This window comes from Desulfosporomusa polytropa (genome assembly GCF_055380075.1).
Genome location: NZ_AP042400.1, coordinates 5107630 through 5122500 on the forward strand (window position 1 = coordinate 5107630; position 14871 = coordinate 5122500).

A 14871-nucleotide genomic window follows, 5' to 3' on the forward strand; every position below is an offset into this window, starting at 1 on the left:
GAAAGTTTCTTTTTGGGGCAAATTAATCGTAAATAATCATTTGGAGCTACCTCAAATTGGTTGTAGAACTGATTAGAGGTAGCTCCATTTTGATATTGTTTTTCGTTTAAAATATTAGTTGCAAATACAAACTATTTCGTGTTACAATTCAATTAAAGACAGATAGAAGAGACAAAAAGTGAAGAGAGGTAATTATATTGGCAGATGCGAATATCGCCGGAATTTTTCGGGAAATTGTTAGGACATGTGTGCGGAAGCTGGGGTTGTTACAAAAGGCAGACGCTTCCTGCTGTGGGATTACGGTTGCGCAGTGTCATACCTTGGTGGAGATTGGCAAGTCTACTTGTTTATCGCTAAATCAATTATCAGAGTTTCTTACTCTCGATAAGAGTACTATGAGCCGTACCGTCGATAATCTTGTAAATGCTGGATTGGTGGTAAGGCAAATCGATAAGGAGGATAGACGATACATGAAAATTACTTTAACCACACAAGGGACTGAGATGGTTGAAGTAATCAATAGCAATATGGAGAAATACTTCGAACGAATTTTGCATTCGATTCCCGAAGCAAAGCGCGGGCTAGTGATGGAAGCTTTACCCTATCTCCTCACTGCAGTAAATGACACGGAAGTGAGTTTTGTTGAACGCCAAATCTGTTCAGGGATTATACGAGAAGAAGGAGAGTGTAAGTGTGAGTGATACAATTAGAGAGGTAGTAAAAAATAAGTATGCCAAGGCTATTGCCGGAAGAAAAGGGTGTTGCGGTGGGGCAGGAAGTTCTTGTTGCGACACTAGCCTAAGTAAAGCGACGCAGAAGATTACTGGAAATTTATACTCGGAGGCAGAGGTTCAGGGATTGCCTGGAGATATGGTTGCTACTTCTTTTGGGTGTGGTAATCCGACCGCGCTGGCAGAACTTTATCCTGGAGAGATAGTGTTAGATTTAGGTAGTGGTGCCGGGCTGGATGTTTTGCTTTCTGCTAAGAGAGTTGGGCCCTATGGTAAGGCATATGGTTTAGATATGACTGACGAGATGCTGGAAGAAGCCAGACAAAACCAGAAAAAATCCGGAATTGCAAATGTAGAGTTTTTAAAGGGACATATTGAGGATATTCCGCTGCCAGATAGCTCGGTAGATGTCATTATCTCGAATTGTGTTATTAATTTATCTGCTGATAAAGACAAAGTGCTAAAAGAATGTTTCCGGGTTTTGAAGCCAGGTGGCCGAGTTGCGGTCTCAGATATTGTACTAAAAAAGGCACTACCGCTTAAAGTGCAGCAGGATTTAATTGCTTGGGCCGGTTGTATAGCCGGGGCGCTTAGAGATACTGAATACCAGGGCAAGCTAGCGAATGTTGGATTTGAAAACATTGAAGTCCAAGTTACGCGGGTTTATGACGTTACAGATGTAGGTGTCGAAATGTTTTCGCACTTGTCGAAAGCTGAGTTAGCGCAAGTAGAGGGAGCGGTAGTAAGCGCGTTTATTAGAGCTCATAAGCCTAAGGCAACTGCTGTGAAGGGTGTTGATTATGGACTACGACAGGCGACAGCCGACGACCTAACGAAAGTACAGGAATTACTTATAAGTAGAGGGCTTCCAACTGCCGGTGTCGAGAATAATATAATTCATTTCCTGCTTGCGACAAGTAAGAATAATGAACTTTTAGCAGTCATTGGAATGGAACGAGCAGGGTCGAATGGACTTCTACGTTCACTGGTTACTGACCCTAACTTCTGTAAGCGGGGGATTGCCGCTGAACTTGTTAGATCGGCAGTTGCTGTTGCGCGCAAGCACGGTGTCAAAAGATTATATTTAATGACCCAAACGGCGGAAAAATACATGAAGAGGTTTGGTTTTAAAACCATTGAACGACAAGAAATACCGGAAGATTTATTAAAACAGTCACAGCTAACTGCTGCTTGTCCTGCTTGCAGTACATGTATGAGCGTAGAGTTAGAGTGAACCAAATAAATTATTCGTAAGTTTATAATTTTGAGGGGGGAATTGTTGTGGTCAGTCAAACCCATCTGGATACAGAAATACTGCTAAAGGAAGCAAATAAATCTATTTTATTTACTGCCAATAGGCCTAACCTTGTCATGGAGAAAGGCAAGGGAATGTACTTATGGGATACAAATGGAAAGAAATATCTGGACTTCATCGGTGGCTGGGCAGTTACTTCTTTAGGACATTGCCCGGAAGCTATAACTAAACCTCTTGCACAACAGAGTGCAAAATTAATCAATGCCAGCCCAGCCTTTTATAATGTGCCAATGATTGAATTTGCCAAACTACTTACTGATAATTCCTGTTTTGATAAAGTATTTTTTGCCAGTACTGGGGCGGAAGCTAATGAAGGCGCTATAAAATTAGCACGGAAATATGGCACGAAGTTTCTTAACGGAGCATATGAAATTATTACAGCAATTGATAGCTTTCATGGACGGACACTTGCAACCATGTCAGCTACCGGTAAACAAAAATGGGAAAGCCTATTTGAGCCAAAGGTTCAAGGATTCAAGCATGTTCCACAAAATGACCTTGTTGCAATACAAAAGGCAATAAGTGCCAACACCTGTGCGATTATGTTGGAGCCGGTGCAAGGTGAGGGCGGAGTTTTTGAACTTGAAAAAAATTATATCCGATCATTACGTGAGTTATGTAATGAAAAAAACATTCTTTTGATATTTGATGAGGTTCAAACAGGTATTGGACGGACAGGAAAGCTTTTTGCTTATGAACATTACGACATTGAACCTGATATCATGACTCTTGCTAAAGGCATCGGGGGAGGATATCCTTTAGCTGCCTTATTGACAAAAGAAAAGTTTGATATATTTGAAGCTGGCGACCAGGGAGGAACTTACTCCAGTCAACCGCTTGGGATGGCAGTAGGTATGGCAGTTGTGAATGAAATTATTGATAAAAATCTATCTAAGAATGCGGAAAAACAAGGTGAGTACATTCGGCACCAACTAACTAGCATTGCCTCAAAATATAATTTAACCAATATTCGAGGCAAGGGACTTTTGATTGCATTTGACTTGCCGGTAGAAAAAGGCAGCGAAGTGGTCAGCCAATGTCAAAAAAAAGGATTGTTACTGAATTCGCCACGTCCTGCTTACATACGGTTGATGCCACCATTAATTGTTACTTTCCCGGAAATTGATGAGATGATTGCAATACTTTCTGACGTATTGACAGAGGTATTAAGTGAATAAAATTTGCAGCTTTTTAAGGGGGCTGGTTTATTATGTGCAGCATGAAAAAACGCGTAGCTGTTATTACGGGAGCGGCTTCGGGAATTGGTAAAGCTATTTCTTTGTTATTGGCTCATAATGGATACTATGTTTTTTTATTTGATAAGGATCAGAAACAGTTGCTTCGAGCTATAAATGAGGAGTTTGCTGCTGATAGTGCCGATTACTATTGTGGTGATGTTACTATTAAGGAAGATGTGGAAAAGGCTTTGGCGCAATGCGTCCAAAAAACAGGCCATATTGATGCATTAATTTCAAATGTCGGTATATTAGAAAAAGCTGATTTTCTAAAAATGACAGAACAACAATGGGACAAAACAATTGATGTAAATTTAAAAGGAGTATTCCTTTGGGGCCAAGCGGTAGCAAAATGGATGGTCGAAAATAACGTAAGTGGCGGTATTGTAAATATTGCATGTATGCGGGCAAGTCTTGTTGGGAAAAGTATGTCAGCATATGCCGCTGCAAAAGCAGGGGTACGTATGCTGACAAAAGCAATGGCAGTTGAACTGGCCCCTTATAAAATAACCGTCAACGCAGTTGAGCCAGGAAGGACCCAGACTGATCTGTTGCAAAGGCATATAATAGATAAGAGCGGTGAAGAGCTACGACAGAGATTAATTCCGCTTGGAAGATTTGCAATGCCAGAAGAGATAGCGCAAGCAGTGCTTTTCTTGCTATCAGATCAAGCGCAGTATATTACAGGAGCTTCAATTCCGGTAGATGGTGGCTACTCAATTGAAAAGGACTAAAGTTGACATTGATTAATAAAGTGCCGCTTAGTCATATTCTCGCTATGGTATTTCCCATTAGCAAGACCTCAAGATCGAAAAAAATCTTGCAGGTCTTTTTTATAATGCGAGCAGAGATTCCGTAATACTCTTAAGGTTATTTGTCAACGATACAAGGATATTGACATAGGCTTCAAAAGTGAAGTTGTCTTTAGTCGATATAGTTTCTTGAATGGCTTTATGGGTGTCCACAAGGAGTTCCTGAAGTGCGTATTTTGAATACTCTAAGTCGGTTAGCGTGTAGCAACCGGGTTCGCAGTCGACCAATAGCATAATTTTCCCGTTGTTTAAAATATCGCTGTTAGCATGGATTCGTGAATACATAATTATCCCCCCTTAGTATATTTTGTTTAGACATAAAAAGTTAATTGAAGCGATAAGAAAAGCTTAAACTAAAATATGCCAAGCCTATCCAAAACGGAAAGGGCTTGGCAATAAAATTCAAGGCGAGCGCAATGGAAAACACAAAATAGACGCAAAGATTGCGTCGCCCGAAAAATTGCACTCCTTTCCAAAAAAAATGCGGGAAGCATAGCCGTTTCCAGCTATACCGATCGGCCGAACACCATGCCAGTAAAGGGTTAGGTAAATCGGCTAAGGAGCAGCAGTTCAATTATGGAATTTTGATAAAGGGTTATTGGGTAATTTAACCTAACATAAACATATATAAATAATCCTGTTAATAGTAAGTATAAATGTTTGGTATTGCATAAATCAATGGGGAAGATAAATATTTCCTTATTTTACGATATTTATTTTTAAACAAAACAGAACAAAAACAAATAAAAACAGAATAATAAATTTAAATTTATCGTTTATGTTGACTTGTATTTAGTGGTATAATAATATAGTTTTAAAGGGAAATCATGGCTAATTGCGCGAACATACGTCTAGGTGTTTTGTTTGAACGCGATACGTAATAATGAACTAGGGCAGATGCTTCCGAAAGAGGCTGTAGAGGAGGTAGTTTATGATTTGTTATAAACCGATTGGTGTCATTCAGTCGCCGTTTAAAGAGCCAAAAGGAACGCCTGTTCAACCCACTGCGGCGCAGGATGTGGAAGGCATTATTGAAATATATCCTGAGTATGGAGAGGGATTGAAAGATATCGAAGGCTTTTCGCATCTGATTTTACTTTATCACCTTCATTTAGTAAAAGAATCTGGTTTAGTAGTTAAGCCATTTCTGGGTGATGAATTGCATGGCATATTTGCTACACGATCTCCGGGAAGACCAAACTCAATTGGCTTTTCAGTAGTGCGTCTTATCAAGGTTGAAGGAAATAAACTCTTTATTCGGGATGTAGATATTATAGACAGAACTCCGCTTTTGGATATAAAGCCTTATGTAGCAAAATTTGATGCTCGGCAAGATATAAAAGTCGGGTGGTTCGAACAGAATATGCATAAACTTTTTACAACGAGAGATGACGGGAGATTTGCAAAATAGTTTATGTTGCATTTACCTCCTGGCTAGAGCCAAGCGAGGCTAGGAGGTGCAATTGTAAAATGAGTTCATTGCTTGTGATGAGAGAAAGGGAGAGTGTAACTGTGTCTGACGTAACAATAACCGATGTCGGTGCCATTCGGCCGATAGGATATGTTGAAAGCCCTTGGCAAAGTACCTCAGCTGTCCCACTCGGCGGTGTAGCGGCAGTTATCCATATTAAACCAGAGTATCAACCTGCTTTGCAGGGCATTAGTGAGCATAGTCATTTGTGGATTCTAAGTTGGTTTGGACAGGTTGATCGGTCAGTATTACGGCTACCATCGAAATTGAATCCGGATCTAGCGGAACGCGGCGTATTTGGACTGCGGAGCGCTGCGCGCCCCAATCCCATAGCCTTAACGTTGGTCAAGCTGGAAAAGGTTGAGAACGGTCGGCTGTATGTATGTGATCTTGATGCTGTAGACGGTACGCCAGTGTTGGATATGAAACCATATTTTGAAGCAGATATGGTTTTTTCTCCTAAAACCCCGTATTTGCCGCCACGCAAGTACAAGACGCGAAAGGCGTTGCTGCACAAGCGGGCCTTGGCACATCATGGTGAACAATGTCTGGGTTTGGAGTTGGCGGTAAAAATGGCGCTATTAGTTGAGAAACATTTTGGACAACTTCAGTCACCGGAGCTGAAGCTGATGGTGGATGGAGACGCATGTTTGGCCGATGTTCTCCAAGGCGTGACCCGGGCGCGATTGACAAAACCTAACCGGTTTTTCTATCGTAATAATGACCAGTGTACAACGGTGCAGTGGATAAAAGCAGGTGAGGGGCTGTCGATTACAGTGCGGCCGGACATTGATCTAAACGCAGCAACCCAGATGCCGGAAGAAGAGTTGTTTATTGTGAAAGAGTTTTCATTAAATGAGGCCTGAAGGAAACGCGCGGTATAAAATATGGAATGCATTAGATAGAGGGTAATTTGCTAAACTATGTTATTTATTATATATTAAAATTATAATTGTTAATGTTAATATGCCAATTTTAAAAACGGTAGTGCTGATTACTTTTCACAAGTAATTAGCACTACCGTTTTTAAATAGCTGGATAGTAGACTATAAAAAGATGTATCACAAGATACACACGTAGCGCAGAGATTTGCAGTGATTAATAGCACGGTTAGCGCATTTAAAATAAATTATTTGTTTTCTTCTATGTGATTTTGCTCACAGTAAATGGCTAGCGTTTTCGCTAGAATAAGACCAAGAAGTTTAAATAGAACTTTACAACATAAGGGGGATAAAATATATGTCAATGTTTTGTTATCAATGTCAAGAAACAGCCAAAGGTACCGGCTGCACCATGCACGGTGTTTGTGGAAAAACGGCTGATGTGGCTAATCTTCAGGATTTGCTGCTTTATACCATTAAGGGGATTTCAGTGTATACGCTTGAGGCTCGTCAGGCTGGCATTGCCACGCCGGAGGCAGATAAGTTCATAATGGAAGGGTTATTTGCTACCATTACCAATGCTAACTTTGACAAGGGGCGCTTTATTGTGCTCATTAAACAAGCATTGATCGTGAGAGACAACGTGAAAGATGCATTGAAAAAAGCGGGTGTAGTGATAGAAGCTGCAAATCATAGTACTAAGTCTATCTGGGAAAAAATAATTGCATGGTTTTCAACAGATGGGGCGGCCGAGGCTTCTCATGACAGCACTCGGTGGATTGCTGATAATATGGCAGCTTTTGAAGAAAAGGCTGTCACAGTGGGGATTTTGTCGACTGAAAATGAAGATATTCGTTCATTGCGTGAGTTGCTTACCTATGGCGTAAAAGGAATGGCCGCTTATGCTGAGCACGCCTATACATTAGGCTACAAAAATGATGCCATTTTTGCTTTTATGCAAAAAGCGCTTGCAGCCACTACCAACGATAAGCTGAGTGCTGATGAATTGGTCGCTTTGGTGATGGAATGCGGTAAATACGGTGTTGATGTTATGGCTTTGCTTGATGAAGCCAATACCAGCACCTATGGCAATCCGGAGATTACCAAGGTCAATATTGGTGTGAGAAGCAACCCTGGTATCCTTATTAGTGGACATGATTTAAAGGATTTGGAAGAATTGCTTGAGCAAACTCAGGGGACTGGTGTAGATGTATATACGCATGGTGAGATGCTGCCGGCGCATTACTATCCTGCCTTTAAGAAATATGCCAATTTTGCCGGTAATTACGGTAATGCTTGGTGGCTGCAGGACAAAGAATTTGAAACTTTTAATGGACCAATCCTGATGACTACGAACTGCTTGGTGCCGCCGAAGGCAAGCTATAAAGACCGTGTGTATGTGACTGGCGTAGTCGGTTTTGAAGGCCTAAAAGAAATCGGTGAGAGGAAAAACGGCAAGCCGAAAGACTTTACGCCTTTAATTGCTCACGCTAAAAAATGTCCATCGCCCAAGGCTATCGAACAAGGGGAGATAGTCGGCGGGTTTGCGCACAATCAGGTATTAGCTTTGGCTGATAAGGTAGTGGACGCAGTGAAAAGCGGAGCCATCAAACGTTTCTTCGTTATGGCTGGCTGCGATGGCCGCATGAAGAGCAGAGATTATTATGCTGAATTTGCTAAAGCATTACCAAAAGATACGGTGATACTGACAGCCGGCTGCGCCAAATACCGCTACAATAAACTTCCGCTGGGTGATATCGGAGGCATTCCTCGTGTACTTGATGCTGGTCAATGTAACGACTCTTACTCTCTAGCTGTTATCGCCCTAAAACTTAAAGAAGTATTTGGTCTGGATGATGTTAATAAATTGCCGATATCATACAATATCGCCTGGTATGAGCAAAAGGCAGTTATAGTACTCTTAGCCCTATTATACCTTGGCGTGAAAAATATTCATCTCGGACCGACGCTGCCAGGCTTCCTTTCGCCGAATGTAGCTAAGGTGCTTATAGAGAAATTTGGTATCGGTGGTATCAGCAATCCTGAAGATGATATCAAAATGTTCATGGCTTAAGTAGCTGCCAGCATTAAATTTAGCAGGTTTTTGAATTTTAGAGATCTATAATAAGTATGTTTTGTATTCGCCTAGACATAAAGTTTAGGCGAATATTTTTGCATATTACAAATAAAGGTGCTAACTCGTTAAATCTCCTTTTGAGGAGGTGATCTACCTGGAAAAGTCGAAAATAATCATTCGTGAATACGTAGAAACATAGAAAGAGTGAATTACAATAGCAGACGAATTTCTAGATGTTCTAAGGAGGTTAATAGGATTAAAAAACGACAAACGAAATTAAAAGTTTTATCACCAGATATTCCCCAAGAATTGCCTCATCTTATATTTTCAAATAGGAAGATTTCCAATGAAGATTATTTTGAAATAGGAATCATTAGTGATTGTATTATTGAGGACCAAATAGCAGAACATATTGTTTTTGATAAAATCATATTTGAAAACGTGACCTTTCAACAAGTCGATTTCAGCGGATTAGAATTGACGGATGTTATTTTCAAAAAGTGTGATTTGTCAAATGTAGATTTTAACGAAGCGATTATGCATCGAGTCGAAATGGAAGATTGTAAGATTTTGGGACTTAATATAACGGGAGCAACATTGCGCAATGTGCTATTTGATAACTGCTATGGGGACTATGCTACATTTCGTAATGCAAATTGCAAACAGGTGAAGTTTCATAACAGTTCATTAGCCAATGCCGACTTTTATACATCAACGTAAGCGTCAAAAATGTCGTCACCTTGACAACAAGTCATTTGGTAACGGCATTAGTATTACAGTAATCTGGAACAAAACTGGGCATTAGTCGTTGTAGTGCCTCAACATCATTTCGTATATCCCAGTTGGGCGCGTTTTTAAAAATATAAGTCAGGTAGGCATATGGATTGAGCCCATTTTCCTTTGCGGTTTCTATTATGCTGAACACAACTGCGCTGGCTTTAGCTCCTCGCGGTGTGTTGGCAAAGAGAAAATTTTTGCGGTCAATCACAAACGGCTTAATGCTGCGTTCGGCGCGATTGTTACTGATTTCCAGCCTTCCGTCCAGTAGATATCGTTCGAGATATTTCCATTGCTCCAACGTATAGTGCACGGCTCTGCCAAATCCGCTCTTGGTAGATGCCTTTACTGTATGAAGGTACGACAAAAACTCGTCAAGCACTGGTTTTGCCAGTTCCTGACGCTTTTTATAGCGTTCTTCCGGTGTACAATCAGCTAGTTGGCGCTCAATAGTAAATAGCTTATCGCAATATTGTTTGCTACGTTGCGCCCCAGAGCCTTCCCGGTCTTTTTCCAAAAGGCCTTTTAGCGCCTCGTCAAATTTTCTTCTGGCGTGCGCCCAGCAACCTACAATGATGATTCGCTCCGGCAAGCTATGATACCCGGCATAACCATCCGTATGAAGGTAGCCGCTAAACTCCTGCAAAAATTCTAATGGGTGCTTCGCCTTCCGATCTGGCTGATAATCACACAGCACAATAGGCATACTAGCACACCCGCCAGTTCTATACAGCCACATGTAGCTTTTGCTTTGCGCAGATTTGCCCGGCTCGTGAAGTACCTGTAAAATGGTTTCATCTGCATGGAGCACTGGCTGTATGGAAAGTAGCTCTTTAAAGGCATCATAGATTGGCTCCAGCCAATCTTCAGAACACCGAATCAGCCAGTTAGACATAGTTTGTTTGGAAAGAGCTATGCCCATACGGCTCAAATCTTGCTCCTGGCGATGCAGTGGCATTCCATTTGCAAATTTCTGTGTCATAATATGAGCAACTGCTTCTGGAGAAGCAAAGCTTCCTTTGATTACCGGCTTGTCCATTGGTGCCTTGATAATAGGCACGCTGCATGCATTGACTTCACAGTCGCGGCAGGCATATACATAGTCAATATGTTCTACGATAACTGCCTTGGCCGGGATGATCTTCAATTCGCGGCGGACATTTTTACCCATAATATGCAGTTTTGAACCACATTCCGGGCATTCCTGCTCATGTTCCGGTAAAAAATGTTCTACAACCTCTATTGGTAAATCGGCAGGAATGGTCTCTTTTCTTTCTTTGACATTCTTACGATAATGCTTCTGAACTTCAGTCAATTCAGGCTCGGGCACCCGTTCATCTGCTGTTGCCTCCGCCTCGTTAAAAAGATTAAACTGATCGTATTTGCTTTTTTCACTGGAGGAGCCGAACTGTTTTTGTTTGGAAAGACGCATTTGCTCCATCAGCCACTTGACCTGTTGAGTCAGTTCCTCATTTTGTATTTTTAGTGCCTCATATTCAGTACGAGAAACAAAGATCATTTCTTCTTGTGTATTAGTACCGTTCACTAGAATTTTCATGTAATAATTATACCATATTTTATGGCTTTTTTCCATGGAAATTCCGTTAAATCCATTGATTTTGCAGGATATTTAGGACTTTTAGCAAATTAGACGATTTGTATTTTATCGACTTTTTTATGCGCCCTCGGCTGTTGAATGCTTAACCCTTCCATTAGCCAACGAAACTGTTGTGGCGTAATGTGTTTGACCTCTTTTTCATCTTTGGGCCACTGAAAGCCACCGTTCTCCAGCCGTTTATACAAAAGTACAAAGCCATCTCCATCCCAAAAGAGCGCTTTGATTCGATCACGCCGACGGCCGCAAAACAGGAACAGACTGTTGGAGAACGGATCTAGATGAAAGCATTGCTGTATGGTCGCTGCCAGACCATCAATAGATCTTCTCATATCGGTGTGGCCGCAGGCGAGAAAGATATGTTCGATTTTAGATATATCACCTAACATAAATGTTTCAGTGCCAGAAGCGTAGCCTCCACGGTTACCATATCAGCGCCTTGATAAACATGGATTTGCATATCGTTACGCTCAATCGTAACAGCCAATGTTTCCGCACGATGCTTAGGCATCTTCATTTCTGCAAATACCGAACCCTGTACGGGAACAGCCTCGCTGGAGGCAGGGAGACTTACCGAAATTGCCCGGCAAGTCTCCTGACATACAAGCTTCTGCCAATGATAGTATGTTTTCACGTTAATGTTATTTTCGCTGCACCACGTTTTAATGGTTTTGCCACTGTTGCGGCAAGCCGTAACAATATTGCGCCATTTCTCCAATCGAACTTCATGCGTCACTTTCTGTACGCTCATAAAAGTAGACCTCCTGCGAGTTTCTAAGAATCCAAATGACTCCAACAAACTCTATGTGATTCTCTTAGACCTATTGTCTCATCCGGAGGCCTGGTTGTACATGTGACGATTTATTTGACGCTTACACATCAACATTACTCAATGTAGAATTTTCCAATTCAAACTTAGACCAGATTCAATTATCAGGCACTAAACTGGCAGGTATTGATCTCAGTAGCTGTAATTTTAGACAGATTGGTGTTACCACCAAAGATTTGCAAGGGTGCATCGTTTCACCACAACAAGCAGTTGTTTTTTCAAAACTCTTTGGTTTGATTGTTAACGAATAAATGGGCAAAAATTGTATCGGAATCATGCTTTTGTCTGGTATAATTATAAACAGTGTATTCAATTATTTATCAAGATTGTTCCTCTTCTGATTTTGAGTGATCTGCTTATTTTAACAGCGTTTTATTAAGCTTGTTGGGTGTATTCAGAAATTGGAAGGATTGGTGTTTTAATGGCTAATGTTCTACCAATGCAGCACACTTGGCCTCCAGTCATTAAACAATAAATTATATTTGACATAATGGGATTAACGTGATAATCTATAAAAGTCGCTGTGAGCGGCGGAAATAATTGATACGAACAATTGTATTGACATAACGAAAAAAGAATGTTATGATATGTATCCGCCACAAAACAAACGGCGTAAGCGGTTCCGGTCAAAGTATCGTACATGGTACGTCCGTGACGCTAGCACAACGTTCCCTGAAAACTGAACAATGTAAGTAATGCATCATAAAAATGCCAGATGTGCGTGCGTGTCGCAAGACACAAACCAAAAACAAATTTTGATTTAACGAGCCGATAAAATGGCTTCAATAAAACTTTATTGGAGAGTTTGATCCTGGCTCAGGACGAACGCTGGCGGCGTGCCTAACACATGCAAGTCGAACGGGGAGTTAGTAATAACTCCTAGTGGCGAACGGGTGAGTAACGCGTAGACAACCTGCCTCTAAATTGGGGACAACACCGCGAAAGTGGTGCTAATACCGAATGTGGTATCTTAGTCGCATGACTAGGATAAGAAAGGTGGCCTCTATTTATAAGCTACCGATTAGAGATGGGTCTGCGTCTGATTAGCTAGTTGGTGAGGTAATGGCTCACCAAGGCAACGATCAGTAGCCGGTCTGAGAGGATGAACGGCCACACTGGGACTGAGACACGGCCCAGACTCCTACGGGAGGCAGCAGTGGGGAATCTTCCGCAATGGACGAAAGTCTGACGGAGCAACGCCGCGTGAGTGAAGAAGGTCTTCGGATTGTAAAGCTCTGTCGTTTGGGACGAACGTGGGATGTGTGAATAATGCATTCTAATGACGGTACCAAAGGAGGAAGCCACGGCTAACTACGTGCCAGCAGCCGCGGTAATACGTAGGTGGCAAGCGTTGTCCGGAATTATTGGGCGTAAAGGGCGTGTAGGTGGATTTTTAAGTCGTGTGTCTAAGTGCGGGGCTCAACCCCGTATAGGCGCAGGAAACTGGGAATCTTGAGTGCAGGAGAGGAAAGTGGAATTCCCAGTGTAGCGGTGAAATGCGTAGATATTGGGAGGAACACCAGTGGCGAAGGCGACTTTCTGGACTGTGTCTGACACTGAGGCGCGAAAGCTAGGGGAGCGAACGGGATTAGATACCCCGGTAGTCCTAGCCGTAAACGATGGGTACTAGGTGTAGAGGGTATCGACCCCCTCTGTGCCGCAAGCTAACGCAATAAGTACCCCGCCTGGGGAGTACGGCCGCAAGGTTGAAACTCAAAGGAATTGACGGGGGCCCGCACAAGCGGTGGAGTATGTGGTTTAATTCGACGCAACGCGAAGAACCTTACCAGGGCTTGACATTGAGTGAAAGACTAAGAGATTAGTTCCTATCTTCGGATACACGAAAACAGGTGGTGCATGGCTGTCGTCAGCTCGTGTCGTGAGATGTTGGGTTAAGTCCCGCAACGAGCGCAACCCTTATCCTTTGTTGCCAGCACGTAAAGGTGGGAACTCAAGGGAGACTGCCGTCGACAAGACGGAGGAAGGCGGGGATGACGTCAAGTCATCATGCCCCTTATGTCCTGGGCTACACACGTACTACAATGGGCTTAAACAAAGCGAAGCAAGACCGCGAGGTCAAGCAAAACGCATAAACAAGCTCTCAGTTCGGATCGGAGGCTGCAACTCGCCTCCGTGAAGTCGGAATCGCTAGTAATCGCAGGTCAGCATACTGCGGTGAATACGTTCCCGGGCCTTGTACACACCGCCCGTCACACCACGAAAGTTGACAACACCCGAAGCCGGTGGGGTAACCAGCAATGGAACTAGCCGTCTAAGGTGGGGCCGATGATTGGGGTGAAGTCGTAACAAGGTAGCCGTATCGGAAGGTGCGGCTGGATCACCTCCTTTCTAGGGAGAACCGTTCAGTGTAACAACTGAACTAACTTCTAGGTCGGTACATCTTGGCAGATGACAACTCTTACATTGTTTAGTTTTGAGGGAATGCAAGTTACCAAAACTTACTTGTTGAAATAAACGAGTGAGTATGGTAACATAGATATTCCTGAAAACAAAATATCCAGTGACGATAGCTGTGGGGTTCCATCTGTTCCCATACCGAACACAGTAATTAAGCCCACAAACGCCGAAGGTACTTGGTTGGAAACGGCCTGGGAGATTAGGAAGTTGCTGGTTTTGGAACGAAAGTTGCCAAAACTTACTTGTTGAAACATACAAGTGGTTCTGATAATATAGATGTTCCACTGTTCCTTGAAAACTGCACAGAAGAAAGCAAAGTAAAATTACCTCTCATATGCAAATATGTGAAGTAACTTAACGAACGCGCAATTAGGATTATACTGAAGGTAAAGCGTAAGCTAAACCCTCGGCACAGTAAAATGTAGCCGAGAGACTGGCTAGCGTGCATTAGATGCTAGGCGCGGCGAGCACCGAAGCGGAGGCGTACTGATAAGTACGTTGAGCATCGGAGCGCAGCCTGCAACAACGCAGATGATGTGCGATAGACAGTCGACAACGTAACTAAGTCAAGTTACAAAGGGCATACGGCGGATGCCTAGGCGCCAAGAGCCGACGAAGGACGGGGTAAGCTCCGATATGCCAGGAAGAGCTGCAAGCAAGCTTTGACTCCTGGATTTCCGAATGGGGGAACCCGGCGGTGGTAATGCACC

At 42.6% G+C, this 14871-nt stretch carries 13 protein-coding genes, 3 rRNA genes and 1 riboswitch (1 of these 17 only partly in view); of the genes, 12 read left to right on the plus strand and 4 right to left on the minus strand.

Annotated elements, in window-relative coordinates:
* Positions 1–197: 197 nt before the first annotated feature.
* From ACZ449_RS25750 to ACZ449_RS25765, 4 genes are read left to right on the plus strand one after another with little or no spacing between them, the layout of a single operon-like run.
* Positions 198–701: a MarR family winged helix-turn-helix transcriptional regulator gene (locus ACZ449_RS25750; protein WP_464258883.1), complete on the plus strand. Its 504-nt coding sequence runs from the start codon at positions 198–200 to the stop codon at positions 699–701.
* The gene (gene arsN2 / locus ACZ449_RS25755; RefSeq protein WP_464258884.1) at positions 694–1965 is read left to right on the plus strand and encodes an arsenic resistance N-acetyltransferase ArsN2; all 1272 of its coding nucleotides are present in this window, start codon (positions 694–696) and stop codon (positions 1963–1965) included. The genes ACZ449_RS25750 and arsN2 overlap by 8 nt, the downstream gene beginning before the upstream one ends.
* A gap of 47 nt (positions 1966–2012) precedes the next feature.
* Positions 2013–3224 (plus strand): acetylornithine/succinylornithine family transaminase, encoded by a 1212-nt coding sequence (locus ACZ449_RS25760; protein WP_464258885.1) that lies wholly within the window; start codon positions 2013–2015, stop codon positions 3222–3224.
* A 32-nt stretch (positions 3225–3256) separates the two neighbouring features.
* Positions 3257–4015 (plus strand): SDR family NAD(P)-dependent oxidoreductase, encoded by a 759-nt coding sequence (locus ACZ449_RS25765; protein WP_464258886.1) that lies wholly within the window; start codon positions 3257–3259, stop codon positions 4013–4015.
* Between the two features lie 99 nt (positions 4016–4114).
* On the opposite strand, the gene ACZ449_RS25770 is transcribed toward ACZ449_RS25765, so the two are convergent.
* On the minus strand, positions 4115–4378 hold the full coding sequence (locus ACZ449_RS25770; protein WP_464258887.1) for a hypothetical protein: 264 nt from the start codon (positions 4376–4378) through the stop codon (positions 4115–4117).
* 162 nt (positions 4379–4540) lie between these two features.
* Positions 4541–4668: riboswitch (molybdenum cofactor riboswitch) on the minus strand.
* A 356-nt stretch (positions 4669–5024) separates the two neighbouring features.
* Here ACZ449_RS25770 and tsaA (ACZ449_RS25775) point away from each other — a divergent pair.
* From tsaA (ACZ449_RS25775) to ACZ449_RS25790, 4 genes are all read left to right on the plus strand, one after another.
* A complete protein-coding gene (tsaA, locus tag ACZ449_RS25775; protein ID WP_464258888.1) occupies positions 5025–5504 on the plus strand; it encodes a tRNA (N6-threonylcarbamoyladenosine(37)-N6)-methyltransferase TrmO in 480 nt (159 codons plus the stop codon).
* 59 nt (positions 5505–5563) lie between these two features.
* Positions 5564–6430: a tRNA (N6-threonylcarbamoyladenosine(37)-N6)-methyltransferase TrmO gene (tsaA, locus tag ACZ449_RS25780; RefSeq protein WP_464258889.1), complete on the plus strand. Its 867-nt coding sequence runs from the start codon at positions 5564–5566 to the stop codon at positions 6428–6430.
* A gap of 373 nt (positions 6431–6803) precedes the next feature.
* The gene (hcp, locus tag ACZ449_RS25785) at positions 6804–8519 is read left to right on the plus strand and encodes a hydroxylamine reductase (protein WP_464258890.1); all 1716 of its coding nucleotides are present in this window, start codon (positions 6804–6806) and stop codon (positions 8517–8519) included.
* Positions 8520–8726: 207 nt separating this feature from the next.
* The gene (locus tag ACZ449_RS25790) at positions 8727–9242 is read left to right on the plus strand and encodes a pentapeptide repeat-containing protein (RefSeq protein ID WP_464258891.1); all 516 of its coding nucleotides are present in this window, start codon (positions 8727–8729) and stop codon (positions 9240–9242) included.
* A 31-nt stretch (positions 9243–9273) separates the two neighbouring features.
* Here the strand turns inward: ACZ449_RS25790 and tnpC are convergent, their stop codons facing one another.
* The 3 genes from tnpC to tnpA all read right to left on the minus strand — a co-directional run bounded on the left by tnpC (position 9274) and on the right by tnpA (position 11665).
* Positions 9274–10857, minus strand: coding sequence for an IS66 family transposase (gene tnpC, locus ACZ449_RS25795; RefSeq protein ID WP_464258892.1), 1584 nt, complete (start codon positions 10855–10857; stop codon positions 9274–9276).
* A gap of 89 nt (positions 10858–10946) precedes the next feature.
* The gene (gene tnpB / locus ACZ449_RS25800) at positions 10947–11303 is read right to left on the minus strand and encodes an IS66 family insertion sequence element accessory protein TnpB (protein WP_464256741.1); all 357 of its coding nucleotides are present in this window, start codon (positions 11301–11303) and stop codon (positions 10947–10949) included.
* A complete protein-coding gene (tnpA, locus tag ACZ449_RS25805; protein WP_464256740.1) occupies positions 11297–11665 on the minus strand; it encodes an IS66 family insertion sequence element accessory protein TnpA in 369 nt (122 codons plus the stop codon). Before tnpA ends, tnpB begins: the two co-directional genes overlap by 7 nt.
* A gap of 80 nt (positions 11666–11745) precedes the next feature.
* On the opposite strand from tnpA, the gene ACZ449_RS25810 reads away from it, so the two are divergent.
* The 4 genes from ACZ449_RS25810 to ACZ449_RS25825 form a co-directional block, all read left to right on the plus strand.
* On the plus strand, positions 11746–11994 hold the full coding sequence (locus tag ACZ449_RS25810) for a pentapeptide repeat-containing protein (protein ID WP_464261945.1): 249 nt from the start codon (positions 11746–11748) through the stop codon (positions 11992–11994).
* A gap of 542 nt (positions 11995–12536) precedes the next feature.
* A 16S ribosomal RNA gene (locus ACZ449_RS25815) occupies positions 12537–14092 on the plus strand.
* Between the two features lie 168 nt (positions 14093–14260).
* Positions 14261–14377: ribosomal RNA gene (rrf, locus tag ACZ449_RS25820) — 5S ribosomal RNA — on the plus strand.
* Positions 14378–14725: 348 nt separating this feature from the next.
* Positions 14726–14871: ribosomal RNA gene (locus ACZ449_RS25825) — 23S ribosomal RNA — on the plus strand; it runs 2769 nt beyond the window's last position.
* Together the 16S, 23S and 5S rRNA genes form the textbook arrangement of a ribosomal RNA operon.

What these genes read in the sequence shown, in the direction of transcription:
- ACZ449_RS25765 (WP_464258886.1), top strand. Translation starts at nt 3,257, where the DNA reads ATGTGCAGCATGAAAAAACGCGTAGCTGTTATTACGGGAGCGGCTTCG.
- tnpA (WP_464256740.1), bottom strand. Translation starts at nt 11,665, where the DNA reads ATGAGCGTACAGAAAGTGACGCATGAAGTTCGATTGGAGAAATGGCGC.
- tnpC (WP_464258892.1), bottom strand. Translation starts at nt 10,857, where the DNA reads ATGAAAATTCTAGTGAACGGTACTAATACACAAGAAGAAATGATCTTT.
- tsaA (WP_464258888.1), top strand. Translation starts at nt 5,025, where the DNA reads ATGATTTGTTATAAACCGATTGGTGTCATTCAGTCGCCGTTTAAAGAG.
- ACZ449_RS25770 (WP_464258887.1), bottom strand. Translation starts at nt 4,378, where the DNA reads ATGTATTCACGAATCCATGCTAACAGCGATATTTTAAACAACGGGAAA.
- tnpB (WP_464256741.1), bottom strand. Translation starts at nt 11,303, where the DNA reads ATGTTAGGTGATATATCTAAAATCGAACATATCTTTCTCGCCTGCGGC.
- tsaA (WP_464258889.1), top strand. Translation starts at nt 5,564, where the DNA reads ATGAGTTCATTGCTTGTGATGAGAGAAAGGGAGAGTGTAACTGTGTCT.
- hcp (WP_464258890.1), top strand. Translation starts at nt 6,804, where the DNA reads ATGTCAATGTTTTGTTATCAATGTCAAGAAACAGCCAAAGGTACCGGC.